We start from the raw sequence: 26,651 nt of genomic DNA, 5'->3' as shown, positions 1-26,651 counted from the left end.
CCCCACAAGGGGAGGGGCTTTGGTGGCGCAGCGCCTCATCTCAAAATAAACGTCTCGACTCGCAGCTCGGTCGCTATTTCGTAAGGGCGGGAGCTAGATTAAGCCCCTCCCCCTTGTGGGGAGGGGTTGGGGAGGGGTATTCCGAGAGATATCACCACCAATCCATGAGAGGGAACATCCCTTGCCGCACTGGCTCCAATTGATGGCGGAATCGCTTCCCTCGCTTCTCTGGGCGGGGCTGATCTTCACCATCCCCCTCACGCTGCTGTCCTTCGCCTTCGGCCTGATCCTCGGCCTGGTCACCGCGATCGCCCGCCTTTTCGGCCCGGCGCCGGTCGCAGTGATCGCTCGCTTCTATGTCTGGGTCATTCGCGGCACGCCGCTGCTCGTCCAGCTCTTCGTGATCTTTTACGGCCTGCCGAGCATCGGCATCCTGCTCGACGCCTTTCCCGCCGCTCTCATCGGCTTTACCCTGAATATCGGCGCCTACAGCTCCGAAATCATTCGCGCCGTCATCTCCTCGGTGCCCAAAGGCCAATGGGAAGCCGCCTATTCGATCGGCATGAGCTGGCGCCAGGCGATGAGCCGGACGATCCTGCCGCAAGCCGCCCGCGTCGCCGTCCCGCCTCTGTCGAACACCTTCATCTCGCTGGTCAAGGATACCTCGCTCGCAGCCGCCATCACCGTGCCGGAGCTCTTCCAGGCCGCGCAGCGCATCGTCGCCACCACCTATGAGCCGCTGATCCTCTATATCGAGGCAGCGCTGATCTATCTCGTCCTGAGCTCCGTCCTGTCGCAGCTGCAGGTGCGGCTGGAGCGCCGTTTCGCGCGTTACGGCGGCATGCTGGAGGCAAATGCATGATCGAGCTTTCCAACATCGAAAAGCGCTTCGGCGATGCCGTCATCCTGAAGGACATCAGCATCCGCATTCCCGAAGGCAGCGTCACCGCCCTCGTCGGCCCCTCCGGCGGCGGCAAGAGCACGCTGCTGCGCTGCATCAACCTGCTCGAGATCCCGACGTCAGGCGCGATCCGCCTCGGAGAGGAAACGCTCTCCTTCGCGCCGGGCAAGAGAACGAGCTGGCAGGCGATCCAGAAAATCCGCCGTCAGACCGGCATGGTCTTCCAGAATTTCCAGCTCTTTCCGCATCAGACCACGATCGAAAATGTCATGGAAGGTCTGGTCACTGTGCTGAAATGGCCGAAGGAGAAAGCGCGCGAACGCGCCATGGAACTGCTGACTAAGGTCGGCATGGCGCACAAGACCGATGCCTGGCCTTCGACCTTATCGGGCGGTCAGCAGCAGCGTGTGGCGATCGCCCGGGCGCTGGCGCCTTCGCCGCGTGTGCTTCTCTGCGACGAGCCGACCTCGGCGCTCGATCCGGAACTCTCGGCGGAAGTGGTCGACGTGCTGGGTCAGCTTGCCCGCGAAGGCACGACGATGGTCATGGCGACCCACGATCTCCGGCTCGCCTCGAAAATCGCCAATGACGTCGTCTTCCTGGAAGCCGGGAGCGTGGTGGAAACGGGCAGCGCGAAAGCCATTTTCACTGCGCCCGAGCGCGAACGCACCAAGCGCTTCATCTCGACGATCAACGCCGCCCATACCTATGATATCTAATTGTCTCACGTGAATCGTGATTCACGTGAGACGCTTTGCTTCTAAGCGATCTGCCTCAGGCCGCGGTGACGACCGAGCGCGCTGCCTTCAGCGCATTGCCCCACCAGATGAGCTGGTCGAGCTGGTTCTTGGCCGCCTCGTTGAGGTGCGGGTAGTCGCTGAGGCTCTTGCCTTCCTTGAGCACGCTCAGATATTCGCTGAAGGCGATGTGGACGCCCGTTTTCACGGAAGCGGCAGCCATTTCCACGAAAATCAACCTCAGATGCTCGACGGCGCGCGCACCGCCGACGCCGCCGTAACCGACGAAGGCGACCGGCTTGTGGATGAATTCACCGAGATCGATGGCATTCTTCAGGACAGCGGTCGGTGCGTGGTTATATTCGGCGGCGGTGAGGATGTAGCCGTCGAATTCGCGCAGTTTCTTTTTCCAGCGCTCGGCCGTCTCATTCTCCGCTTCCGTCGCGCGCGCTTCGCCGAAGAACGGCAACGGATAATCGCGAAGATCCAGCACCTCGACGGCAAGCTCGGACCGCTCTCCGGCAAGGCCGGCGATCCATTGGGCGGGATGATCGGCAAAGCGGCCGATACGCGTGCTTCCGACGATGACGGCGATTTTCAACTGGCTCATGGGGTTCTTTCCTGTTGAATGGCGAGGTCGCTGGAGCGCCGCGTCCGACAGGGCACGCCATGGACGCTCCTTGAACAGCGTATAATCCTTTGGAGTTAGACGCCGGAGTTGTTTTTAGGAAAGAAGCGCCGTGCCCGGCAAGCCGGAAATACCGCGGAAAGCTTGAAAGTCCCTCATTCCGATCGGCCGATTGCACACAATCGAGTGATCGCGCCAAAAGAGGGTGAGCTGCCGGAGCGTGATTTCCGCTCCGGCAGCCAAGCTGTTTACCCGCCGTAGACGACGAGCAGATCCTTGGCGTCGATCTGGTCACCGGCTTTCACCAGCACTTCGGCAATGGTTCCGTCCTTTTCCGCATGGATCGCGGTCTCCATCTTCATCGCCTCGATGGAGACGAGCACGTCACCGGCACTGACGGCCTGGCCTGAAGAGACGAAGACACGGCTGATGACGCCGGGCATCGGCGCGCCGACATGGGCGGCATTGCCGGGTTCGGCCTTACGGCGCACGGCCGCACCCGTCGCCCCATGCGCCCGGTCCGGCACCTTGATGCGGCGCGGCTGGCCGTTGAGCTCGAAGAAGACGGTGACCATGCCTTGGCTGTCGGTAGCGCTCATCGCCTGGTTGACGATGACGAGCGTCTTGCCCTTCTCGATATCGGCGAACAGCTCCTCGCCGTCCGCCAGCCCATAGAAATAGGCGGGCGTCGGCAGCACCGAGACCGGGCCGTAAGTATCGGAGGCAAGCGCGAAGTCGGTGAAGACCTTCGGATACATCAGGTAGGAGGCGAATTCGAAGTCGCTGACCTCGCGCTCCAACTTGGTCTCGATCACCTTGCGCTCGGCATCGAGATCGGCTTCCTTCAACAGCGAGCCCGGACGCACCGTATAGGGCTTGTCGCCCTTCAGCGCCTTCTTCTGCAGCGCTTCCGGCCATCCCGACGGCGGCTGGCCGAGATCGCCCTTCAGCATCGAGACCACCGATTCCGGGAAGGAGACTTCGCGGTCCGGGCTGACCACGTCGGCGACAGTGAGATCCTGGGAGACCATCATCAGCGCCATGTCGCCGACCACCTTGGAGGACGGCGTCACCTTGACGATGTCGCCGAACATCTGGTTGGCGTCGGCATAGGCCTGCGCCACCTGATGCCAGCGGGTCTCCAAACCCAGCGAACGGGCCTGCTCCTTGAGGTTGGTGAACTGGCCACCCGGCATTTCGTGGAGATAGACTTCCGAGGCCGGACCCTTGAGGTCGCTTTCGAAGGCGGCATACTGGTTGCGCGCCGCTTCCCAATAGAAGGAGATGCGGCGGATCCATTCCGGATCGAGGCCCGGATCACGCTCGGAACCGGAGAGCGCCTCGACGATCGAGCCGAGACAGGGCTGCGAGGTATTGCCGGAGAGCGCATCCATCGCCGCATCGACGGCATCCACACCGGCTTCGACCGCGGCAAGAACGGTCGCCGCCGCAATGCCTGAAGTATCATGCGTGTGGAAATGGATCGGCAGGCCCGTCGCCTCGCGCAGCGCCTTGAACAGCACCTTCGCTGCCGCAGGCTTGAGCAGACCCGCCATGTCTTTCACAGCGATGATATGGGCACCGGCCTTTTCCAGTTCGACGGCAAGGTCGGTGTAGTATTTGAGATCGTATTTCGGGCGAGCCGAATTGAGGATATCGCCGGTATAGCAGATCGCCGCCTCGCAGAGCTTGTTCTCCTCGGCGATGGCATCCATCGACACCCGCATGTTCTCGACCCAGTTCAGGCAGTCGAAGACGCGGAAGAGATCGATGCCGCCACGGGCCGCCTGGCGGACGAAGTATTTGACGACATTATCGGGATAGTTGGTGTAGCCGACACCGTTGGCGCCGCGCAGCAGCATCTGCAGCAGCAGGTTCGGCGCGCTTTCGCGAATCAGCGCCAGCCGTTCCCACGGATCTTCCGTCAGGAAGCGCATCGAAACGTCGAAGGTGGCGCCGCCCCAGCATTCGAGCGACAAGAGGTTCGGCAGCGCATGCGCATAGGTGCCGGCGATGCGGGCGATGTCATAGGTGCGCATGCGGGTGGCGAGCAGCGACTGGTGGCCGTCGCGCATCGTCGTGTCGGTCAGGAGCACGCGCTTCTCGTTGCGCATCCACTCGCCGAACTTCTGCGGGCCGAGCGTGTCGAGCAGCTGCTTGGTGCCGTCCTTGACGCCATTGCCGTTGCTGTAGGGCACCACCGGCTTGGCGGCATTCTCCAGCGGCTTCGGCCTGTCCTTGGCCTCGGGATGGCCGTTGACGGTGACGTCGGCGAGATAGGTGAGCAGCTTCGTCGCGCGGTCCTGACGCTTGACCTGCTGGAAGAGCTCCGGCGTCGTGTCGATGAAGCGGGTCGTGTAGCTGTTGTCACGGAACTTCTGGTGGCCGATGATCGCTTCGAGGAAGGTTAGGTTGGTGGCCACACCGCGGATGCGGAATTCGCGCAGCGCCCGGTCCATACGGCTGATGGCCTCGGACGGGTTAGGCGCCCAGGCCGTCACCTTGACCAGCAGCGGATCGTAATAGCGGGTGATGATGGCGCCGGAATAGGACGTGCCGCCGTCCAGACGGATGCCGAAACCGGAAGCCGAGCGGTAGGCGGTGATGCGGCCGTAATCCGGAATGAAGTTGTGTTCCGGATCTTCGGTGGTGATACGGCACTGCAGCGCATGGCCGTTGAGGCGGATGTCGGCCTGGGCCGGAACGCCCGATTCCGGCGTGCCGATCGCATAGCCGTCGAGGATATGGATCTGCGCCTTGACGATATCGATGCCGGTGACGACTTCTGTCACCGTATGCTCGACCTGGATGCGCGGATTGACTTCGATGAAGTAGAATTTGCCGGTATCGGCATCCATCAGATATTCGACGGTGCCGGCGCCGATATAGTTCGTCGCCTGCGCGATCTTCAGCGAATAGCCGGCAAGCTCCTGGCGCTGCGCTTCCGTCAGATAAGGAGCCGGCGCGCGCTCGACGACCTTCTGGTTGCGGCGCTGGATGGAGCAGTCGCGCTCGAAGAGATGCACGACGTTGCCGTGCGTGTCGCCGAGGATCTGGCTTTCGACATGGCGGGCGCGCTCGACGAGCTTTTCCAGATAGACCTCGTCCTTGCCGAAGGCGGCCATCGCCTCGCGCTTGGCCTCGGTCACCTCACGGGCGAGATCCTTCGGGTCGCGGATGGCGCGCATGCCGCGGCCGCCGCCACCCCAGGAGGCCTTCAGCATGACGGGATAACCGATCTCTTCGGCCATCTTAGCCACCGCGGCCATATCGTCCGGCAGCGGCTCGGTCGCCGGCACCACAGGCACGCCGACCGAGATCGCCAGGTTGCGCGCGGCCACCTTGTTGCCGAGCTGGCGCATCGTATCGCCCTTCGGGCCGATGAAGATGATGCCGGCCTTGTTGCAGGCATCGACGAATTCGGGGCTTTCCGACAAGAGGCCGTAGCCCGGATGGATGGCATCGGCGCCGGAAAGCTTGGCGACGCGGATCACTTCGTCGATCGACAGATAGCTTTCGATCGGCCCGAGATCGCGCGCAAGATGCGGGCCGCGGCCGACCTGATAGCTCTCGTCCGCCTTGAAGCGGTGCAGCGCCAGCTTGTCTTCCTCCGCCCAGATCGCCACCGTTTTTATTCCAAGCTCGTTGGCCGCGCGAAACACGCGGATGGCAATTTCAGAGCGGTTGGCAACGAGTATCTTGGATATGGGCAAAACGGTTCCTCCACGTTCAGACGCGGGCATGCTGCACCCGCGAAGAAAATTCTTAACTTCTTGTCACGGGAAGTTCAATTTCTCTTGCGACTGCGAAATGCACTTTCTCGCCATGCCAATATACGCCGCATTGAGAATACATAGCAGCGTCGGTGCGACACAGACCTGGAAAGCTAGCTTATCAGGCCATGGCGGAAGGCGAGCGCCACCGCCTGCTGCCTGTTTTTCGCTTTCAGCTTATCCTGCAGGCCGTTCATGTACCAGTCGACGGTATGGTTCGAGATCTTCAGCAATTTGCTGATCTCCATCGAGGTCATGCCTTCGGCGAGATAACGCAGGATTTCCATCTCGCGTCGCGTCAGCGGCGTCTCGGCCGGCAGCATCGTTTCCAGCGCCTGCGCCTCGCCCTTCAATTCGAGCAGCCGCCAGAACGTCTTGCGCGCCACCGCCTCGAACAGCGAGAGCTCCACGGGTGACAGCTCGACCGGCTTGCCGCTGATGTTGAGGCTGCCCAAAATGCCGTTGCGCCCGTGAACCGGAAAGATATAGCCGTCCTCCAGCCCGTGGCCGAAGGCGTCGACCATCATCTGCTCCATGCGGCGCTCATGCGCATCCTTGCGAAACGCAGCCATGCTCTGCCGCCAGCGGAAGGGCCGCTGGGCATGAGTGAGGTAGCGCACCAGCGGGTCGATCAGCACATATTTTTTCGCGGCGTAGATCTGGGGCCAGTGCTCGGGCCAGGAGCCGGCGAGCGCCGCGGTCCAGGGCTCGGGCTTCTGCTGGGAATGGCGCGCCAGGCTGTAATATTCAAAGCCGCAGCCGCGGATCACCTGCTCCAGTTCACTGACGAGGGCCGCGGGATTCGAGCATTCCTCCAGGATGACAAGCAATTGAATCAACGAATTAATATTCACACAAATGCCCCTTGCGAGGCCGTCGGCGGCTTTCGGATTGTCGCGAAACGGTCTTCTTCAAAAAATGCAGTCTCTAATTTAATGCTGCGCTAAATGTTTATTAAAATGCAAGCGCAAATTGTCGCTGCATATACCGCAGCGGTAATTTTCGCGCCACAGCCATCTCGTCGCATCCTGCGATAGTACGAAAGTGTTAATCCCCTGTGGGCTGAACCCTGAATGCTCCGTTAATCGCCGGTTCAGGTAACCTTTTGTAGCATCGCACCATCCCCGTTCTTCGCAGATGCACAAGAGGTTAGACGTGTCGCTTTTCAAGGTCTATGCAAGGGCTCTGCGCTATCTTGGCGCCTATAAGTTCCGCGTATCCCTGGTCGTTCTCGCAAACATCGTTTTGGCGACCATTACGATTGCAGAGCCGATCCTGTTCGGTCGCATCATCGATGCGATTTCGGGCAAGGGTGAGGTCAAGCCCATCCTCTTCATGTGGGCAGGCTTTGCCGTGTTCAACACCATTGCCTTCGTGCTGGTGGCCCGCGAGGCCGACAGGCTCGCCCACGGGCGGCGTGCGACGCTGCTGACGGAAGCCTTCGGCCGCATTATTTCCATGCCGCTTGCCTGGCACCATCAGCGCGGCACGTCCAACGCGCTGCACACGCTGCTGCGCGCCTGCGAGACGCTGTTCGGCCTCTGGCTTGAATTCATGCGCAACCACCTCTCGACGGTCATCGCGCTTGCGCTTCTGGTGCCGACCGCGATGTCGATGGACCTGCGGCTTTCCGCCGTGCTCATGGTGCTCGGCATTGCCTACTGGCTGATCGGCCGCGTCGTCATGAGCCGCACCAAGGATGGTCAGGCATCGGTCGAGAACCACTACCATACCGTCTTTTCGCATGTCAGCGACTCGATCAGCAACGTGTCCGTCCTGCACAGCTACAACCGCATCGAGGCTGAAACCAGGGCGCTGAAATCCTTCGCCGACCGCCTGCTCGAAGCCCAGTATCCGGTGCTCGACTGGTGGGCGATCGCCAGTGCGCTGAACCGCATGGCCTCGACCATCGCCATGATGGTGGTCCTGATCATCGGCACGATGCTCGTTCAGGCCGGCCAATTGCGCGTCGGTGACGTCATTGCCTTCATCGGCTTCGCCAACCTGCTGATCGGCCGCCTCGACCTGATGCGCCAGTTCGCCACGCAGATTTTCGAAGCCCGCTCCAAGCTCGTCGATTTCTATGCGCTGGAAGACTCGGTGCGTGACCGCGAAGAGCCGGCCGGCAACGGCGAGATCAAGGACGTCAAGGGTGCGGTCGAGTTCCGCGACGTATCCTTCGGCTTCGGCAACAGCTCGCAGGGCCTGCACAACGTCTCCTTCTCGGTCAAGGCAGGCCAGACGGTCGCGATCGTCGGCCCGACCGGCGCCGGCAAGACGACGCTCGTCAACCTGCTGCAGCGCGTTTACGACCCGCAGGGCGGCCATATCTTCGTCGACGGCACCGACATCACCAAGGTGACCCGCAAGTCGTTGCGCCGCCACATCGCCACCGTCTTCCAGGATGCAGGCCTGCTGAACCGCTCGATCAGCGACAATATCCGCCTCGGCCGCGAGGGCGCCAGCGAAGAGGAAATGCGCCGTGCGGCCGAAGCCGCAGCCGCAGCCGACTTCATCGAGACCCGCGAGGACCGCTACGATACCCATGTCGGCGAACGCGGCAACAAACTCTCCGGCGGCGAGCGCCAGCGCATCGCGATCGCCCGCGCCATCCTCAAGGACGCGCCGATCCTGGTGCTCGACGAGGCGACTTCGGCGCTCGACGTCGAGACCGAAGCCCGCGTCAAGGCCGCAATCGACAACCTGCGCCAGAACCGCACCACCTTCATCATCGCCCACCGCCTGTCGACGGTCCGCGAAGCCGATATGGTGCTCTTCCTGGACAACGGCCGCGTCGCCGAACAGGGCAGCTTCGACGAACTCAGCCACAGCAACGGCCGCTTCGCCGCCCTGCTGCGCGCCAGCGGCATCCTAACGGACGAAGAGGTCCGCAAGGCCCACACGACCGAAGCCGCCTGATAAGTTCGGGTTTTACGACAAAGGCCGGAAGGAGCGATCCTTCCGGCCTTTTTGTTTGGCGACGTTCATGCGCCGTGGTTTAGGACTTTGCTTCCTCTCAAAACCGCTGCGGCCGATATTCATTGGCCATACGGCAGCTGCAAGCCATGGCTGATTGATCCGACCGCCGTTCTTCCCTAACCTCCTGCTGTGCCCAAACATAGGGGAAAAACCCATGAAGGTCCTGCGCATCATCGCCAACATCGAGGCGCCCGACATCACGCCGGCCCGGCGCTTCTATCAGGATATTCTCGGTCTCCAGGTGATGATGGATCACGGCTGGATTACGACGTTCGGCGCCGACAGGCCGATGACCGTCCAGGTGAGCGTCGCCAGTCAAGGCGGTTCCGGAACCTCGGTGCCCGACCTCTCTATCGAGGTCGATGACCTCGACGCCGCTTTCGAGGCGTTTACCGCCGCCGGCTTTCCGATCGAATACGGACCGGCCGACGAACCCTGGGGCGTCAGGCGTTTCTATGTGCGCGATCCGTTCGGCAAGCTGGTGAATATTCTCGCGCATACATAAAGAGCCGGCGGCCATCGGCCATCGGCTCGGTTTGTTGACAAGGTCTCCTTAGTCATGCTCGGCCTTGTGCCGAGCATCTGACCACTGCAATTGCTTGACAGGAAAACATTGGCACAAGGCCAAGGATGACGTCGCGGGTTTTGCGGCGGTTTGTCAGCAGCAAGGAACCAACCCGATCCCTATTTCCGATCGGTGCGGCGATAGACATTTGCCGTTCCGCCGACGCGGACGGGAACGGGTATCGTGGCCGGCTCCGTGACGAGTTTGCCTTTGACCTTGCCCTGCTGCCGCTTGTGCTCGAGATAATAGGCATAGGCGAATTGCGTGCCGATCCCTGCTACGACGAAGAGCGGGCCGACCAGCGGGTCCTTGTTGGTGATGTAGAGCACCACCTGGCCGATCATGGCGAGGATCGTGCCGGCGACGAAGATGTTCAGCGAATGGCGGCCGAGGATCGTCAGCGGATGGTCCGCGGGACGGCGCAGGATGCGCGAAAGCGCCGGAATGCTGATGACGAGATAGGTCAGCGCCAGCACGTGCAGCAGCCGCGGCAGGGACAGGAAGGTCTTGTCGAAGCCGGTGATGACAGTCGGCAGGCCGAGAGCCGCCAGCGAATTGCCGAAAACCCAGAGATGGCCCGTCACCCAGACGAAGGACAGCACGACGTAGCCGCTAGCGGCCGCAAACAGCAGCGGATGGCGTGGAATCGTGCCGCCGCGCTTGATATGCAGGATCGCGACCATGCCGATCGTGAACAGGAACTGCCAGGAGAGCGGATTGAGGAACCAGTAGCCCTCGATCAGCATGTTATGCGGCGCCACCTCATAGATGCCGGCGAGCAGCCAGACCGTGCCCGAGACGGCGAGCGCCAGCAGCGGGCTGCGCGCATTGAAGAGCAGGATGATCGGCACCATCAGCAGCAATGCGCCGTACATCGGCAGGATATTGTTGTAGCCGATCTGGTGGCCGAGCAGCAGCAGCGCCGGAATGCCGTCCTTCAGGTTCATCAGAACCGCCAGGATATTGATTTCGACGAGCAGCCCCGGCCGATGGAACAGCCAGGCGCCTGAGATGAAGAGCGCCAACGTCATGAAGGTCGTGATCATATGGGCGAGGTAGAGCGTGAAGGCGCGCCTCACCGCCTTGATCGCCATCTTGAGTCGATTGCCAGGTTCGAAGCGGGAGCCATAGGCGAGGCCGACGGCGATGCCTGAGATCAGCACGAAGGCTTCGGCGGCATCCGAGAAACCGAAATTCTTCGTCGTCACATATTCGAAAATCTGCCCGGGAACATGATTGATGAAGATCATGATCAAGGCCAGTCCGCGCAGCACATCAAGCCGTGTATCGCGCCCTGGCGCAGCGGCGGATAGGGAACTGCGCTCGGCGCCGAGAGCTTCGGTCAGCGTGCTTGCCATAAGGTCGCTCCTGTTGTCCGATTGCAAACGCGACAACGGCCAAAAGGGTTCCCTTTTGGCCGCTCGCGAATCGCCGTTTTTTTCAGCGTTGAGAAACGCTTATCCGAGCGGATATCCCTCTTCGGGATTGGCGACTTCGCTGCCGTTGATCGACAGAGTGTAGCCGCTCGCATTGGACGCTTTTGAGACCGAAATGCGGTATTTGCCGCCGCCCTGCTCAACCTCTGCCGCAAATCCGTCCCATTCCGAAGGGAGTGACGGCCTCACGTAAAGCCGGCCTCCCTTCAGGCGGATACCGAGAATGCCTTCGACGGCGGCGCGGTAGAGCCAGCCGGCAGAGCCGGTATACCAGGTCCAGCCGCCCCGCGACGTGTAGGGATCATGCCCGTAGACGTCGGCCGCCACGACATAAGGTTCGACGCGGTACTGTTCCGCCGAGGCCTTGTCGAGTGCATGGGTGATCGGGTTGAGGATCTGGAAGCAGCGGAACGCGTCGTCACCGCGCTTCAGTTCCGCCAGCGCCATCACCACCCAGGTCGCAGCATGGGTATATTGCCCGCCATTCTCACGCACGCCGGGCGGATAGGCTTTGATATAGCCGGGATCCCGCGCGGAATTGACGAAAGGCGGCGTGAACAGCCGGATGATGCGGGCTTCCTCGTCGACCAGTTGGTCGAGCACGGCGTCCATCGCCTTGACCGCGCGGGCCGGATCGCCCTCACCTGACAATACGCTCCAGGACTGCGCGATCGAGTCGATCCGGCATTCCGGGCTTTCCCTGGAACCAAGAAGCGCGCCGTCGTCGAACGTGCCGCGGCGATAGTAGCCGCCGTCCCACGCCGCAGTTTCGAGCGCCTTCTTCAATCCGGTCAGATGTTCAGACCAGCGCTCGACGCGGGCCTTGTCGCCGCGTTCTTCGGCATAGGGAATGAAGGAGCGCAGGGCGCCGGCCAGGAACCAGCCGAGCCAGACACTGGTGCCGCGCCCGCCGATGCCGACGCGGTTCATGCCGTCGTTCCAGTCACCGCCGAGGAACAGCGGCAGGCCGTTCGCACCCTTGCGGGCGATGGCGAGATCGAGTGCCAGCGCCGCGTGTTCGTAAACGCTCGCCTTGTCCTCGGAAATCTCCGGCTTGTAGAAGGAGTCATGCTGGCCTTCGAGCAGGGTGGGACCTTCCAGGAAGGCAAGCTCCTCGTCGAGCACGCTCTTGTCGCCGGTGACGCTGCAATAGTGATGGATCGCGTAGCTCAGCCAGACGACGTCGTCGGAGATCAGGGTGCGAACCCCGGCGCCGGTTCCAGGCAGCCACCAATGCTGCACGTCGCCCTCGCGGAATTGGCGCGAGGCGGCATTCAGGATCTGCCGGCGAGCGATCGAAGGCTCGTGCAGCAGGAAGGCCAGCGTGTCCTGCAGCTGGTCGCGGAAGCCGAAGGCACCGCTTGCCTGATAGAAGGCGGTGCGGGCCATGATGCGGCAGCCGAGGCTCTGATAGGGCAGCCAGGTGTTGACGAGATTGTTCATCCCGCGATCCGGCGTCGAGATCTGCAGCTTTCCGGTGAAATCCCGCCAGAAGGTGCGGTTCGCCTCGACGGCATCGTCGAACGAAGCCTTGCGAATATTGGCGATGACGCCGCGCGCTTCGTCTTCGGTCTTGGTATCGCCGAGGAAGAAGGCGAAGTCGCGCTCCTCGCCGGCGGCAAGCTCGATGTCGATCGCCAGAGCCGCAGCCGGATCGCCGTCGAGATCGGTCGAGCCGGAAAGGGCGGCGGTAGACGTGACGGCCTGCGGCGCCTGGATCGTTCCCGCCTTGCCGATGAATTCCCGCCGGCTTGCCGAGAAGCTCGAAAGCGTCTCGCTCGCCGCGAAGAAAGCGGTGCGGTTGGAATGATCGATGCTGTAGGGATTGGTGGCAAACAGCGCACCCGTTTCCTCGTCATATCTAGACAGGATGAAGGGCGCCGTGCGGCCCGGATTATTGCCGAGGATCCATTCGACATAGCCGTAAAGACGCAGCCTGCGGCCGGTCGAACCGGTGTTGCGCAGGCGCAGGCGCTGCAGCTTCACCGGCTTGTCGCGGGCGATCGTCTGCGTCAGTTCCAGCGCGATATCGTGCTGGATGCTGGAGAAGACGGAGTAACCGAGCCCGTGGCGGGCTTCGAAACGGATGTCCGGCCGGCGGGAGAGCGCCGCGAATGGCGTCATGACCGCACCGCTGTCGAGATCGGCGAGGTAGAAGGCCTCGCCCGAACGGTTGACCACCGCATCGTTCGACCAGGAGGTCAGCTGGTAGTCGCGCGAGTTGACGCTCCAGGTGAAGCCTGCGCCTTCCGCCGAAACATGGAAGCCGAAGCTGTCGTTGGAGATGACGTTGATCCAGGGCTGCGGCGTCGCATGGCCGCCGGCGAGACGAACGACATATTCACGCCCGTCGCGGGCAAAACCGCCGATACCGTTCCAGAAGTCGAGATCGCCTTCCTCTTCGATGACGACGGCGGGCACGGCAGGCGGCGGCACCGGGGCGACGCGCTTGACGGGAACCTTGTTTCGCTCGGCCCGTTCCATCTCCTGCAGTTCCTCCTTGGAGGGAGCAAACAGCGCAACGGCGCGGTTGATCTGGTCGACCACCTTACCGTTCTTCGCATGCAGGGTGACGCGGGAAGCCGCGATCAGCGCGTGGTAGGTGTTCTCCTCCATCAGGTCCTTGCGGACGGCGAAGATATGCTGGCGCAAGCCGTCGGCCTGGCCCATGCGGCGCACGTTTTCGCACATGGCGTCGAGCGCGTGCTGCATGTCCTGAGCGTAGGAGGAGGCGCGTTCGTTCATGATGACGAGATCGGCGGTGACGCCGCGCGAACGCAGATATTCCTGCGCCAACAGCGCCTCGCGGGCGATGTCGAGATCCATGTCGTCGTTGACGCGCAGCGTGAAGATCGGGAAGTCGCCGGAGATCGCCAGCGGCCAGAGGGCCGATTGCGACTGCAGGCCGGCTTCGACCGTTGCTTCATCCTTGCGCAGCTGCATGTCGGGATAGACGAGATAGCGCCCGAGATGCTGGAAGGCGGCCGCCTGCTGCGAGGTGACGCCGACATGGCGCATCTGCACCTGCGTGCGGGTCCAGGCCTGGACGAGCTCGTGGTTGAAGGCGTCGGGGTGACGATAGCGGTTGACCGCCATGTCGACCTCGTCACGGGTCGGCGCCGCGATCGTCCAGAAGAACACGCTGACCTTCTTGCCGGCCGGCACGCGCACCGTGCGGCGCAGCGACATGACGGGATCGAGCATGAAGCCGTCGCTGCCGGAAAGGCTCGCACCCGGATCGAAGGCGGCCGCGTCGGCAAGGCTGCGGCCCCGGCCGATAAACTTGCGCCGGTCGGTCTCGAATTCGGTATGGCGTGTGTCGCCGGCATTATCGACGATCAGATGCGCGATGCTGATGTTCGGCTCGTTCGGATCACGCTTGTTGCGTTCGGCGCGAATGACGTCGCCGCGCTTGCCGATCTCTGTCTTGACGAACATCCGTGCAAATGCCGGATGCGCGTTGTCGGTATCGTCGTAAGTGATGACGGGTTCGAGGTACGACGTGACCTCGATGAAGCGGTCTTCCCCACCCATGTTGAGCAGGGTAACGCGGCGGGCTTCGGCATCATGCTCGGTCGCGATGATGCACTCGACCTCGCTCGTCAGGTCGCCGACCGTCTTGGTGAACTGCGCCTTCTCGTCGGCGAATTCGACCTTGATCTTCTCGCCCTCGACGCCCTTCGGCACTGCGGTCGCCGACCACCATTCGTTGGTGGCGGTATCGCGCAGGAAGATGAAGGTGCCCCAGCGGTCTTCGGTCGGATCGGCCTTCCAGCGGGAAACGGAAAGGCCGTTCCAGCGGGAATAACCGGCGCCCGTCGCCGTCAGCATCAGCGAATAATGGCCGTTCGACAGGAAGACGAGTTCGCGGTCGCGCGAAGCCGGGTCGCTGATCTTCCGGATCTCGGGCCGCAGCAGATCGTCCTGAATGCTGGCCGGCGTATCGGATTCGTGCTTGCCGCTCATGACCGGGATGTCGCGCGGCGCCTTTTCCTGCAGCAGCAGTTCGGCCGCCTCGATCACGGGATCGGAGTGGAAGAGCTCGCGCAGGTGGCCGTTGAAGGCGACGTTGGCGACAGCTGCGATCGACATGCCGTGATGGTGGGCATAATAATTGTAGACCACCGCGCATTTCTTGCCTTCCGGCACGCGCGTCGGCGTGAAGTCGACGGCGTCGTGGAAGCCGAACTTGCCGAGCGCGCCGAGCTTGCGCAGCTTCTGCAGGTTTTCGAGCGCGCCCGGCGGGTCGTACTGGCTGGCCAGCAGCGAGGCGTAAGGCGCGATGACGGCATTGTGGCCGAGGCCGCGTTTCAGACCGAGCGTCGGAACGCCGAAATTCGTGTACTGATAGTTGAGGTTATGGTCGCGGGCATTGAAGGCTGCTTCCGAAATGCCCCACGGAATGCCGAGCTTGCGGGCATAATTCATCTGCTCGACCACGACCAGATTGTTGGTCTGGTTGAGAATGCCTCCACCGCGCTCCTGCATGACGAGCGGCGGCATCAGATATTCGAACATCGAGCCGGACCAGGAGACCAGCGCGCCGCGCGACCCCACAGGCACGACCTGGCGGCCGAGCCGGTACCAGTGTTCCGTCGGCAGATCGCCCTTGGCGATGCCGAAGAGGCTGGTCAGGCGGCATTCCGAGGCGAGAAGATCGTAGCAGGCCTGATCGAGCTCGCCGCTTTCGACGCGGTAGCCGATCGACAGCAGGCGACGCTCCGGCCGGAACAGGAAGCCGAAATCCATCGAGAAGGCGAGATCGCGCGCCTTGTCGCGCAGCGCCACCAGGCGCGGCCTCAGGTCATCGACCTTGGAAAGGTCGAAGGTGCTGTCTGATATATGCGCCTCGCAGACCTTCACGAGGGAGGCGGCCCATTGGGTGACCTCTTCGCTCTGCTTCGACTTGACCTCATGGTCGAGATTGGCCGCGAGCTTTTCGATGTCGCGCGCAAGAACGGCGAGGTTGATGATGCGGATCGAGGCGAATTCATGCTCGCGCTTGACCGCGGCAAGCGCGTTCTGGAAGCCGACGATGCGCTCCTCCAGGCGCCGGCGCAGCGGGCGCACGGTCTTGCGGTCGTCGGGCAGATCAGCCAGCACTTCGCCGAGAATGCCGGCCGTGTCGCCGACACCGTCGAGATTGCCCTGCATGTGGGCCGATGGCGCCTCGGCCCAGTTGCGGCAGGCCGACGAAATGGCGATCAGATGGCCTGCGAGATTGCCGCTGTCGACGGCGGAGACGTAGCGCGGTCCGAGCGTCTGCAGCGTATCGGTGTGATACCAGTTGAACAGATGGCCGCGGAATTTCTCCATCTTGTCGATCGTCGCGATCGTCTGCTCCAGCCGCTCGATCGTCTCCTCGAAGGAGAACCAGCCGAAGTGCCGGCCGGAAACGACGGAGAGCAGATAGACACCGATATTAGTCGGCGAGGTGCGCGCCGCGACGATGACATGCGGCGTTTCCTGGATATTGTCCGGCGGCAGATAATTCTGCTCCGGGGTCGTGAAGGTCTCGAAGTAACGCCAGGTGCGCCGAGCGATCTTGCGCAGTTCGCTCGACACGGAATCGGCGACTTCGAGCCGGTCCTCGGTCTCGGCCGACTGGCTGACATACCAGGCGACGACGGGCGAGAGTATCCACAGAAACGCGAAGGGAATGCCGACGAGGAAAGCGTTGTCGCCCGGAAGAGCCGCAAAACCGAGCGCCAGCAGCGCCAGTGCCGGCGCATGCCACATCTGCTTATAATAAGAGATCAGCGTTCCCTGGCCGCCGGCCTGAACGCTGGCGGCGGTGCGCCATTGCAGCATCAGCTTGCGGCTGACGAGCAGGCGGTAGAGCGAGCGGCCGATCGCATCCGCCATCATCGCCGCCGAATCGGCGATGAAGACGATGCGCAGCGCGACCTGCGCATTGGCCGCCGTGATATCGGACCAGACCGTATAAAGATGGGCGCGGGCGACGATATCGCTGGTGCGCGGAATGATGCCGTTGATGAGCGACAGCGTCGGCGCGACGAAGAGGCAGAAGATCAGGAGAATCTGCCAGACGAGCGCGCCGAGCGGGCCCATGAAATACCAGCCGAGAACGGAGGCGAAGAACCAGGCGATCGGCGTCAGCGAACGGCGCAGATTGTCGAACATCTTCCAGCGGCCGAGCGCGGTCACGCCGTATTTCGGATTGAACATATAGGGCAGGAGCTGCCAGTCGCCGCGTGCCCAGCGATGCTGGCGCGAGGTTTCCACCTCGTAGCGGACCGGAAAATCCTCGACCAGTTCGAGATCGGTGACGAGCGCGCAGCGCGCCATCGAACCTTCGAGAAGGTCGTGGCTAAGCACCGAGTTCTCTTCAATCCTGCCCTTCAGAGACGCTTCGAAAGCATCGACATGATAGAGGCCCTTGCCCGTGAAGGTGCCTTCGCCGGCCAGATCCTGATAGACGTCGGAGACGGTGAAGACGTAGGGGTCGAGGCCGCGGTTGATCGAAAAGACGCGCTGGAAAACCGAGGCGTCCTTGCCCGTCGTCAGCGACGGGGTGACGCGCGGCTGCAGCACGCCGTAGCCGCTTTCGACGCGGCCGGTTTTCGGGTTGATGACCGGGCGGTTGATCGGGTGGTAGAGCTTGCCGACGAGCTTGGTGACGGCATCGCGCATCAGGCGCGTGTCGGCATCGAGCGTCATGACATACTGCACGTTGGCCGGAACGGCATTGGCCCCCGGCAGATAGGTCGTGTCGCGGTCGCCGCGCAGGAGCATGTTCAGCTCATGCAGCTTGCCGCGCTTGCGCTCCCAGCCCATCCATACACCTTCGGAAGGATTGTAGAGACGGCGGCGATGCAGCAGGTAGAAGCGCGTCTTGCCGTCATAGGCGTAACGGGCGGACAGATTGGCGATCTCGCGCCGGGCATAGTCGAGAACCTCGAGATCGGCAGGCGTTTCCTCGACATCGCTGTCGGGCCAATCGCTGAGCAATGCGAAATAGATCTCCCCGCGCGGATTGGCGAGATAATGAACTTCGAGATTGCGCACCTGATCGTCGACGCTGTCGCGGTTCGAGATCAGGCAGGGCACGACGAGCAGCGTACGCGCATCCTCCGGAATACCCTCCTTGAATTCGTAACCGACGAGACGCGCCGGCGTCACGAAGAAGGAAAGCACGGTGTTGAAGAGACCTGTGGCGCCCTCCGAGGCCGGCAGCGAGAACATGATCAGCAGCACGGCGATTTCGATCGGGCCCATGCCGGCATTCGACATGAACTTTCCGACGATCGCCATGGCGATGATCGTCAGCAGCATGACCGGCACGGCGATCGCCAGCCAGTTGAACTGGCGCACGGCGCGTACGAAATGCTGGATGACCGTCGGGCGATAGTTCGCCCGCGCCTCGAGTTTCGGCCGCTGCGGACCGGACAGGAAGCCGCCGACATTTGGTTCATGCGGCTGCGGCTCGCCGGAAGCCTTGGCGGCATCGGTCATGTCGAGCGCCAGCTGGGCGATTTCCATTTCCGTCAGCGGCGAGCGCTTGGCAAGCTTCTCGATCTGCTTGCGGTATTTGTTGCGCGAGCCGGAATCGAGGATGCCATAGTCCGAATGCTCCCAGAGCAGCTTGTCGACATGGCTGACCTGCTCGACCCAGACCGACCATTCCGTGTCGTCGATCTCGCGAAGGCTGCGGATGATGTTGCCCATGGTCACGTTGCCGGAAGACAGGCGGCTGTGTTCGGCCGTCGTCGCCTCCTCGGTATTGCGCCCGAGCTCCTCCAGCCGCTCGTCGAGCCAGGTGATCGCGAGACTCGATGTCTGCGAACCGTCGCGCAGCCGGTAGAGGAACTGCGTCGAGAAGGTATTGTCCTCGGCAAGCGGCTCCAGCGTCTTCAGATAGGCGGCAGCTTTCGCCGGATCGGTCAGGCGGACCAGCTCGTCGGCCGCCTCGTTGGCGCGGCGGCGCAGACGGCGGCTGGCCTCGACACGGCTCGAAATACGGCGAAGATTTTCGACCAGCACGTATCGCACGAGCGAGGGCAGGGCCCAGAGTTCACCGATCCTCAGCGTCTCATTGGCCTGGAAACCGTCGACCAGCGCCGTCAGGCTTTCCTGCGAGATCGTGCTGTGGGTATGGGCGACATAGAGCCAGGCAAGCACGAGGGTTCGCGGTATCTCGACACCCCCGACAGAAATAGTCGGCAATTCGCGGTAGAAGCGGCGGGGAAAATCGCGCCGCACCTCCTGGATCGCCTCTTCGACGATATAGTGATTGTCCAGCAGCCATTCCGCCGCCGGCGTAATCGTCTCTCCGGCCTCGACATCCGTTGCCGTGGTTCGGTAGACGCGCAGGATTTCCTTCTCGTTTTCCTTGTGGCGCGCGAAGAAATCGAAAGGCGCGAAAGCCGGCAGCTTGTCGACGCCGTTGCGGGCGATCGCATCGCCCATCGCCTTGATGTCCTCGATGGAAAGATAGGTCGAGCGGATCGAATCATTGTGATCGATCTGCTTCATCTCGGATTCGCGTGGGAGGCTCGGAGAAAGATTGGCAATAGACATGGGTTCGGTTCTGGATCCAAACAAAGTTATGGCTGTTTTGCTCAGCCTTTTGCACTGCTTATCATGACTGCGACATGAACGGAGCCCGATTCTTCGAAGATCGATTAAACCGGGATGATTGAGGCTTGGGTTGAGTAACACAAACGGATTAAGCCCTGGTTCAGGGCGGCCGGACGGGTGATGGAAATCATTCGATATCCTCTCCGCGAAAGCCATGTCGAAACTTGGACACGATCGGGATAATTCAAGTCAGGGGTAGGAATCGCGGCATTTCAAGCTCGTTTTGGTGGCGAGATACTGACCGGAAAGCGGATATTCACAAGCAACGCCGTTCCGGCTTTGACCCGGGAACCCCCGTGGGTTACATTGTATCCCAGCGCATTACGAGGATCGTATCATGCCGAACAACGAAAAGTCGCAGATCTCGCTCAGATTGCCCACAGCAACGGTGGAAGCGTTCGATCGTATCGCGCAGGTTCTCGATCGGGATCGCACTTGGGTGATGGTGAAGGCCCTCAATCAATATCTCGCGGATGAAGGTGCTGAGCTTCTACGAGATGCCCATGGCCTCGACGAACTCGACCGCGGGGAAAGCGTCGATCTCGACGACGTGCTTGAAAAAGCCCGAATGATCGTTGAGGCTTCGGAAAGCCGCCGTCGTCGGGTTGGCTGATGCCAGCTGTCCGTCTCTCCAAAAGTGCCGAACGATGGTTTCTGACCAAGGTTGCCGAATTGGCGGAAGTCAATCCTGCAGCAGCCAAACACCTTGTTGACCGGCTTGAAAAACAGAAAGCGCTGCTGTCCTCCTTTCCGAGAATGACGGAAAGAGGCCTTCTGGAAGGGACGAGGAAGGTCAGCATGCCGCCGTTGGTTCTCACAATCCGGGAACGGAACGGCACTATAGAAATCGCAGCGATCAGAGACGCGCGGCAGAAGGATGCGTTCGCGCCGACGGAATTGCGCGATGCCACGCATAACGAAGAGACAGAGAAAAACGGCGAGGAGGATCGAGATACCGATCAACTCTATGATCACTCTTCTTGACGCACTCATAGATAGGAGAATGCCGAGACAGACGTTCCGGCTTCTGGAAGACGGAAACCGCTGCAGCCCAAGCAGCTACCGAGCTTATGATCCGCCGAATTAACCGACGAGCCCGCAAACCATGGCGACGACGAACAGGAATGCCGCCGTGAAGAGCGCTCCATGGAGCGCCGTCTGAAGCCTGTGGCGCGTCGTGAGCGGCTTCTTGTTCGGTACGGAACCATATTGGTTCACGTGAGTATGCGAAATACCCAGATCTGCCATATGTTGCCTCCGTTGTTTTCCTGCGGCCTGTTGTGCGGCTCGCGTTATAATTATTTTCTCTATCAGGTAGGTAGAGATAAATTTCCGTCCAGAGCGAACGGAAGAGAAAATTCAACCAGCCATTTTAGCAGAGCGTGCGCCATGCCCAGATCAACGAGCGCTCGACGGCATCGTCGCTCTGCGGCGGATTGGAAGAGGTTTCGATCAGCCGGCGATCCTTTTCGGCGGGAATGGACACCGAAATCTGTTCCCGGCGATCGGCTTTGACGGGAGGATCGAGGTAGCCCATGGTCATGCCACCGAGAAAGAACATGCCTCAACCTCCATCGATCACGAAAGCTAACAATCGTTAACAGGATCATGACAGAAGCGAGGCAGCTGTCAATAGTCTAGTTGGTTGGTCGTCTTTTAGGGAAACATTAGCCTTAACGGCTTCCGAGCCCTTTTCTTTTCAAGGGTTTGAAAAGACTGCCCTTCAGGCTTTGACGAAACCCTTGCTCGCGATCATCAAATTTTTCGTGTAGTCCTCCTGGACCGCGCCCCTCGCCAGGTCTTCCGAGCTCAGGCGTTCGACGACGGCGCCGTTGCGCATGACGGCAAGTCTTTCGCACATATGCGTGATGACGCCGAGATCATGGCTCACCATCACGAAGGTGAGCTTACGGTCGCGCCGGATCTGCTCGAGCAGGTTCAACACCTCGGCCTGCACCGAGGCATCGAGCGCCGATGTCGGTTCGTCGAGCAGCAGGATCGAAGGTTCGACGATCAGCGCCCGGGCGATCGCCACACGCTGCCGCTGGCCACCGGAGAGCTGGTGGGGATAGCGGAACCGGAAGCCATTGCCGAGGCCGACCTCGTCGAGCGCCCGCGCGATGCGCTTGTCGCTCTCCCCGATGCCGTGGATCGCAAGCGGTTCGAGCAAAAGCCGGTCGATCGTCTGGCGCGGATGCAGCGAACCGTAAGGGTCCTGAAAGACCATCTGCACGCGCCGGTAAAAAGCCTTGCTGCGTTTCGCGCCTCTGAGGGTCTCCCCCTCGATGCGGATCGTCCCGCCGCTGACCGGCGCAAGCCCGGCGACGGCGCGCAGCAGGGTGGATTTTCCCGAGCCGGACTCGCCGACGAGGCCGAAGGACTCGCCGCCCTCGACGGTGACGCTCACATCCTTCAGCGCGTGGAATTCGTCATAGATGACGCTGAGATCGTCGATCTCCAGTGTTGCGCTCATGCCGCCCACTCCGGCCTGCGGTCGAGCACCGGCAGCGGATGACGGCTTGCGCCGATCTCGGGCATGCAGTTCAGCAGTCCGCGCGTATAGGGATGCTGCGCATGTTTGAGATCGGCGGCCGCAAGCTCCTCGACGATCTTTCCGGCATACATGACGATGACGCGGTCGCAGAAGGAAGAGACAAGCCTCAGATCGTGGGAAACGAAAATCAGCCCCATGCCCCGCTCTGCAACCAGCCTGTCCATGATCCGGAGCACGTCGAGCTGCACCGTCACGTCGAGCGCCGAGGTAGGTTCGTCGGCGATCAGCAGTTCGGGACCGGCAATCAGCATCATGGCAATCATCGCGCGCTGCCCCATGCCGCCCGAAACCTCGTGCGGGTGCAGGTCGAAGACGCGTTGGGGATCACGGATCTGCACCGCTTCCAGCATGGCGAGCGCCCGTTCGCGCGCTTCCGCCTTGCCGACCTTCTCATGCGTGCGCAGCGTTTCGCAGATCTGCCTGCCGATCGTCATGACGGGATCGAGCGAATATTTCGGATCCTGCAGGATCATGGCGATGCGCTTGCCGCGCAGCCTGCGCCTTTCGCCGGGCGATGCCTTGAGCAGGTCGATGCCGTTGAAATCGAGCCTGTCGGCCGTGACGATACCGTGCTTCGGCGTCAGCCCCATGATCGCCCGGCCGGTTTGCGACTTGCCGGAACCGGATTCGCCGACGATGCCGAGCCTCTCCTTGCCGAGCGTGAAGGATACGCCGCGCACGGCCTCGATCACGCCGGTGCGGGTGGGATAACTGACCTTGAGATTGTCGACCGTCAGAAGTGTCGTCACTGGCCGCTCTCCTTCGGATCGAGCGCGTCGCGCAGGCCGTCGCCCAAGAGGTTGAAGCCGAGGCTGACGATGAGGATGGCGATGCCGGGCATGGCCGCGACCCACCACTGATCGAGGATGAAGCGCCGGCCCGAGGCGATCATCGCGCCCCATTCCGGCAGCGGCGGCTGTGCGCCGAGGCCGAGGAAACCGAGACCTGCCGCCGTCAGGATGATGCCCGCCATGTCGAGCGTCACGCGCACGATCAGCGAGGAAATGCAGAGCGGCATGACGTGGCGCACGATGATGCGCAGCGGTGAGGCGCCCATCAGCTTCACCGCCGAGATATAATCGGATCGCCGGACCGTCAGCGTTTCGGCGCGCGCGATGCGGGCATAGGGCGGCCAGGAGGTGATGGCGATGGCGATGACCGCATTCTGGATGCCCGGCCCGAGGGCGGCGACGAAGGCGAGCGCCAGCACCAGTTTCGGAAAGGCGAGGAAGATATCGGTGATGCGCATCAGCGTCGCATCCACCCAGCCCCCGGCATAACCCGATACCGTGCCGACGATCAGCCCGATCGGCGCGGAAATGATGGCGACGAGCACGACGACGAACAGCGTCAATCGCGACCCGTAGATCAGCCGTGAATAGATGTCGCGGCCCTGATCATCCGTGCCGAGCAGGTAGCCGGCCGTTCCCGGCGGCAGCAAGCGGGCATTGCGGAGATCGCCGACGACGGGATCGTGCGTGGCGATGAGACCGGCGAAAGCCGCGACCACAAGCAGCGCGACGATGATCATGAGGCCGACGACGGCGAGCCTGTTTGCCGTGAACTGCCGCCAGGTGACGTAGGCGCGGCCGAGGCGGGCCTGCATGCGCGACTGCGGACGGTCGGAAAGCAGCCATTCGCGGCGGCTCATCGCTGGAGATGGGCTGGCAGGAGCCGTCATCGGGTTCGCGTCCTTGGGTCGAGCGTCCGGTAGAGAAGATCGGACAGAAGGTTGATGCCGATGAAGATAGTGCCGATGACGATCGTGCCGCCGAGCACGGCATTCATATCGGCGTTCTGCAGCGAATTGGTGATGTAGAGCCCGATGCCCGGCCAGGAAAAGACGGTCTCGGTCAGCACCGATCCTTCGAGCAGGCCGGCATAGGAAAGCGCGATGACGGTGACGAGCGGCACGGCGGCATTGCGCAGCGCATGGCCCCAGATCACCCGTGTTTCCGACAGTCCTTTGGCGCGCGCGGCGACGATGTATTCCTGCGAAAGCTCGTTCAGCATGAAGCTGCGCGTCATGCGGCTGATATAGGCGAGCGAGAAATAGCCGAGCAGCGAAGCGGGCAGAATGATGTGGCGGAAAACGTCATAAAAGACATCCCATTGCCCCTGCCAGGCGCTGTCCAGAAGATAGAAGCCGGTGATCGGCGTGAACGTATATTCGAAGACGATGTCGATGCGGCCGGGAAAAGCCACCCAGCGCAGCCGCGCATAGAAGATGACGAGCGAAATCAGCGCCAGCCAGAAGATCGGCACCGAATAGCCGATGAGACCGATGACGCGCACGATCTGGTCGGCGATGCTGCCGCGCCGCACGGCGGCAAGAACGCCGAGCGGCACGCCGACGCAAGCGCCGATCAGTGTTCCCAGCGTCGCGAGCTCGATCGTCGCCGGCATGACGCGGCGGATATCGACCATGACCGGATTGGTCGTCAGCACCGAATTGCCGAAATCACCGGACAGCACCCCTTTGATATAGATGTAGAACTGCTGATAGAGCGGTAGGTTGAAGCCCATCTCCTGGCGGACCCGCTCGACGACATGGGTAGGAGCGCGGTCGCCGAGAATGGCGAGCACGGGATCGATCGGCACGACGCGGCCGATGAAGAAGGTGACGGCCAAGAGGCCGAGATAGGTGGTGACGGCGGCAAACAGGAAACGTCCTGCCGCCTTCACGAAGGCGCCGGCACGGCCCTTGCGGGGCCGCGCCTCCTGCCTGGTTTCGATGGTGCTCACGCCGCTAATCCTGCCGGATTATTCCTTGGCGATCGGGCCGACGAAGTTGGTGTCGAAGCTCGGACCCAGCTTGAAATCCTTCAGGTTCTTGCGATAGCCCGCCACCTCGGTCTGCTGGAAGATGATGACGAAGGGGCTGTTGGCGAGGAACTTTTTCTGGACGTCCTCGTACATCGCCGCGCGCTTGGCGTTGTCACGCTCGAGAAGCGCAGCCTTGGCTATCTTGTCGAGCTCAGGCGTCTCCCAGGTGTTGCGCCATGCGAGCGTCTTCACCGTACCCGCATCGGTATTGTCCGGGTTGCTGGTGAAGGTATCGGCGTTGGAATTCGGATCGAAATAATCCGAGCCCCACTGGCCGATATACATGTCATGGGTGCGGGCGCGATATTTGGTCAGCGTCTGCTTGCCGTCGCCGGGGATGATCTCCAGCTTCACCCCGGCCTGCGCCAGCGTCTGCTGCATGGATTCGGCTATGCCCGTGACAGGCTGCGTGTTGCGCACGTCCATCGTCACCGAGAAACCGTCCGGTACGCCGGCCTTGGCAAGCAGCTCCTTGGCCTTGGCGACATCGAGCTTGTAGGGATTTTCGTCGAGCGCGCCGAGCTGGCCTTCCGGCAGGAAGGTCTGGTGAATCTCGCCGATACCCTTGATCAGCGTCGCGCCGATCGCATCGTAATCGACCAGATATTTGAAAGCCTCCTGGACTTCGGGCTTCTTCAGGTTCTCGTTCTTGCTGTTCAGGCTGACATAGTAGATCGTGCCCTTCGGCGCATTTGTCGTCGCCAGATCGGCATTCTTGGAAACGGCGTCGATGTCGCCAGGCTCGAGGTTGCGGGCGATATCGATATCGCCGGCTTCGAGCGCCAGCCGCTGGGCCGCGCTTTCTTTCATGTAACGGTAGATGACGCGGTTGAGCTTCGGCTTGTCGCCGTAATAATTGTCGTTGCGCTCCAGAACGACGACTTCGTTGGCCCGCCATTCGCGCAGCTTGAAGGCGCCGGAACCGGCATAGCCGGTCTTCAACCATTCATTGCCGAAATCATTGTCGTATTTGTGCTCGGCATCCGGCGTCACCGCCTTCACATGCTCCAGCACCAGCTTCTTGTCGACGACGGAAGCGACCGTCGCCGTCAGGCAGTTGAGCACGAAGCTCGGCGCATAGGCCTTGTCGACCGTGAAGACGAAGGTGTTGGCATCAGTCGCCTTGGCCTTTTCGGTGACGTTGTCGCCGGTCAGGCCGAACTGGGTGAGGATGAAGGCCGGGCTCTTGTCGAGCTTGACGGCGCGCTCGAACGACCAGGCGACGTCTTCGGCGGTAATCGGGTTTCCGGAGGCGAATTTCAGGCCGGGCTTCAGCTTGAACGTATAGGTGAGGCCGTCATCCGAAACGTTCCAGCTTTCGGCGAGATCACCCTTCACCTTGGATGTATCGGCGAGATCGAGACGGACGAGCAGGCTGTAGCTGTTGCTGGTAATCTCCGCCGTCGAAAGCTCGAAAGCTTCGCCCGGATCCATGGTGATGATGTCGTCGATGGCAAACCCCTCGACCAGCGTGTCTTTGGGCGTTTCGGCAAAGGCGGCGGGCGCCGTCATCATCAGGAGCGAAAGGGCGGCTCCTGCGGAAAGCAGGCGGAAATTACGGCTGAGCTTGGCGATCATCATGGTCTGTTCCCCTGTTCTTGATTGATTACGAAGCGTTTTGGCGGTCATGCCCCCATAAAACTATTGTCCG

Annotated in this window: 18 protein-coding genes; 6 read left to right on the top strand and 12 right to left on the bottom strand. The window is 61.8% G+C overall.

Annotated elements, in window-relative coordinates:
• Positions 1-181 precede the first annotated feature (181 nt).
• Positions 182-862, top strand: coding sequence for an amino acid ABC transporter permease (locus QD408_RS11840; protein WP_414139434.1), 681 nt, complete (start codon positions 182-184; stop codon positions 860-862).
• Positions 859-1,620 carry an amino acid ABC transporter ATP-binding protein gene (locus QD408_RS11835; protein ID WP_414139433.1) on the top strand — a complete coding sequence of 254 codons (762 nt, stop codon included), beginning with the start codon at positions 859-861 and terminating at the stop codon, positions 1,618-1,620. The genes QD408_RS11840 and QD408_RS11835 overlap by 4 nt, the downstream gene beginning before the upstream one ends.
• Positions 1,621-1,675: 55 nt before the next feature.
• Here QD408_RS11835 and QD408_RS11830 read toward each other — a convergent pair whose 3' ends face one another.
• The 3 genes from QD408_RS11830 to QD408_RS11820 form a co-directional block, all read right to left on the bottom strand.
• Positions 1,676-2,248: an NADPH-dependent FMN reductase gene (locus tag QD408_RS11830; protein WP_088682956.1), complete on the bottom strand. Its 573-nt coding sequence runs from the start codon at positions 2,246-2,248 to the stop codon at positions 1,676-1,678.
• Between the two features lie 266 nt (positions 2,249-2,514).
• Positions 2,515-5,979 (bottom strand): pyruvate carboxylase, encoded by a 3,465-nt coding sequence (gene pyc / locus QD408_RS11825; protein WP_088682957.1) that lies wholly within the window; start codon positions 5,977-5,979, stop codon positions 2,515-2,517.
• A 173-nt stretch (positions 5,980-6,152) separates the two neighbouring features.
• Entirely contained in the window at positions 6,153-6,893 is a 741-nt protein-coding gene (locus QD408_RS11820) for a helix-turn-helix transcriptional regulator (protein ID WP_088682958.1), read from the bottom strand.
• Between the two features lie 301 nt (positions 6,894-7,194).
• Here QD408_RS11820 and QD408_RS11815 point away from each other — a divergent pair, with 301 nt between their 5' ends.
• Both QD408_RS11815 and QD408_RS11810 read left to right on the top strand, forming a co-directional pair.
• Positions 7,195-8,958, top strand: a complete 1,764-nt coding sequence (locus tag QD408_RS11815; protein WP_414139432.1) for a glucan ABC transporter ATP-binding protein/ permease — start codon at positions 7,195-7,197, stop codon at positions 8,956-8,958.
• Positions 8,959-9,172: 214 nt separating this feature from the next.
• Positions 9,173-9,523, top strand: a complete 351-nt coding sequence (locus QD408_RS11810) for a VOC family protein (protein WP_414139431.1) — start codon at positions 9,173-9,175, stop codon at positions 9,521-9,523.
• Between the two features lie 179 nt (positions 9,524-9,702).
• Here the strand turns inward: QD408_RS11810 and QD408_RS11805 are convergent, their stop codons facing one another.
• Together QD408_RS11805 and QD408_RS11800 are read right to left on the bottom strand one after the other, a co-directional pair.
• Positions 9,703-10,941: an OpgC family protein gene (locus QD408_RS11805; RefSeq protein ID WP_414139430.1), complete on the bottom strand. Its 1,239-nt coding sequence runs from the start codon at positions 10,939-10,941 to the stop codon at positions 9,703-9,705.
• Positions 10,942-11,040: 99 nt separating this feature from the next.
• Positions 11,041-19,560: a GH36-type glycosyl hydrolase domain-containing protein gene (locus tag QD408_RS11800; RefSeq protein ID WP_414139429.1), complete on the bottom strand. Its 8,520-nt coding sequence runs from the start codon at positions 19,558-19,560 to the stop codon at positions 11,041-11,043.
• Positions 19,561-19,957: 397 nt separating this feature from the next.
• Between QD408_RS11800 and QD408_RS11795 the strand changes: the two genes are divergently transcribed.
• Positions 19,958-20,233 (top strand): CopG family ribbon-helix-helix protein, encoded by a 276-nt coding sequence (locus tag QD408_RS11795; protein ID WP_414139428.1) that lies wholly within the window; start codon positions 19,958-19,960, stop codon positions 20,231-20,233.
• Positions 20,233-20,604, top strand: coding sequence for a type II toxin-antitoxin system RelE/ParE family toxin (locus tag QD408_RS11790; protein WP_414139427.1), 372 nt, complete (start codon positions 20,233-20,235; stop codon positions 20,602-20,604). Before QD408_RS11795 ends, QD408_RS11790 begins: the two co-directional genes overlap by 1 nt.
• Positions 20,605-20,703: 99 nt before the next feature.
• On the opposite strand, the gene QD408_RS11785 is transcribed toward QD408_RS11790, so the two are convergent.
• The 7 genes from QD408_RS11785 to QD408_RS11755 all read right to left on the bottom strand — a co-directional run bounded on the left by QD408_RS11785 (position 20,704) and on the right by QD408_RS11755 (position 26,581).
• Entirely contained in the window at positions 20,704-20,868 is a 165-nt protein-coding gene (locus QD408_RS11785; RefSeq protein WP_190237461.1) for a hypothetical protein, read from the bottom strand.
• Between the two features lie 124 nt (positions 20,869-20,992).
• Entirely contained in the window at positions 20,993-21,181 is a 189-nt protein-coding gene (locus QD408_RS11780) for a hypothetical protein (RefSeq protein ID WP_088682963.1), read from the bottom strand.
• Between the two features lie 162 nt (positions 21,182-21,343).
• Positions 21,344-22,093, bottom strand: coding sequence for an ABC transporter ATP-binding protein (locus QD408_RS11775; protein ID WP_414139426.1), 750 nt, complete (start codon positions 22,091-22,093; stop codon positions 21,344-21,346).
• The gene (locus tag QD408_RS11770) at positions 22,090-22,923 is read right to left on the bottom strand and encodes an ABC transporter ATP-binding protein (protein WP_414139425.1); all 834 of its coding nucleotides are present in this window, start codon (positions 22,921-22,923) and stop codon (positions 22,090-22,092) included. The genes QD408_RS11775 and QD408_RS11770 overlap by 4 nt, the downstream gene beginning before the upstream one ends.
• Complete coding sequence (locus QD408_RS11765) at positions 22,920-23,855, bottom strand: ABC transporter permease (RefSeq protein WP_088682966.1); 936 nt, start codon at positions 23,853-23,855, stop codon at positions 22,920-22,922. Before QD408_RS11765 ends, QD408_RS11770 begins: the two co-directional genes overlap by 4 nt.
• Positions 23,852-24,919, bottom strand: a complete 1,068-nt coding sequence (locus tag QD408_RS11760; RefSeq protein ID WP_414139424.1) for an ABC transporter permease — start codon at positions 24,917-24,919, stop codon at positions 23,852-23,854. Before QD408_RS11760 ends, QD408_RS11765 begins: the two co-directional genes overlap by 4 nt.
• An 18-nt stretch (positions 24,920-24,937) precedes the next feature.
• Positions 24,938-26,581, bottom strand: coding sequence for an ABC transporter substrate-binding protein (locus tag QD408_RS11755; RefSeq protein ID WP_414139423.1), 1,644 nt, complete (start codon positions 26,579-26,581; stop codon positions 24,938-24,940).
• Positions 26,582-26,651: the final 70 nt, after the last annotated feature.

It is taken from the genome of Rhizobium sp. BR 249, assembly GCF_047445895.1.
GTDB lineage: Bacteria > Pseudomonadota > Alphaproteobacteria > Rhizobiales > Rhizobiaceae > Rhizobium.
This window is presented reverse-complemented; position numbering and strand designations above follow the sequence as displayed.

Excerpts from the sequence above, each read along its gene's own strand:
- QD408_RS11835 (WP_414139433.1), top strand. The coding sequence starts at position 859 with ATGATCGAGCTTTCCAACATCGAAAAGCGCTTCGGCGATGCCGTCATC.
- QD408_RS11830 (WP_088682956.1), bottom strand. The coding sequence starts at position 2,248 with ATGAGCCAGTTGAAAATCGCCGTCATCGTCGGAAGCACGCGTATCGGC.
- QD408_RS11810 (WP_414139431.1), top strand. The coding sequence starts at position 9,173 with ATGAAGGTCCTGCGCATCATCGCCAACATCGAGGCGCCCGACATCACG.
- QD408_RS11805 (WP_414139430.1), bottom strand. The coding sequence starts at position 10,941 with ATGGCAAGCACGCTGACCGAAGCTCTCGGCGCCGAGCGCAGTTCCCTA.
- QD408_RS11800 (WP_414139429.1), bottom strand. The coding sequence starts at position 19,560 with ATGTCTATTGCCAATCTTTCTCCGAGCCTCCCACGCGAATCCGAGATG.
- QD408_RS11795 (WP_414139428.1), top strand. The coding sequence starts at position 19,958 with ATGCCGAACAACGAAAAGTCGCAGATCTCGCTCAGATTGCCCACAGCA.
- QD408_RS11790 (WP_414139427.1), top strand. The coding sequence starts at position 20,233 with ATGCCAGCTGTCCGTCTCTCCAAAAGTGCCGAACGATGGTTTCTGACC.
- QD408_RS11785 (WP_190237461.1), bottom strand. The coding sequence starts at position 20,868 with ATGGCAGATCTGGGTATTTCGCATACTCACGTGAACCAATATGGTTCC.
- QD408_RS11780 (WP_088682963.1), bottom strand. The coding sequence starts at position 21,181 with ATGTTCTTTCTCGGTGGCATGACCATGGGCTACCTCGATCCTCCCGTC.
- QD408_RS11775 (WP_414139426.1), bottom strand. The coding sequence starts at position 22,093 with ATGAGCGCAACACTGGAGATCGACGATCTCAGCGTCATCTATGACGAA.
- QD408_RS11765 (WP_088682966.1), bottom strand. The coding sequence starts at position 23,855 with ATGACGGCTCCTGCCAGCCCATCTCCAGCGATGAGCCGCCGCGAATGG.
- QD408_RS11755 (WP_414139423.1), bottom strand. The coding sequence starts at position 26,581 with ATGATGATCGCCAAGCTCAGCCGTAATTTCCGCCTGCTTTCCGCAGGA.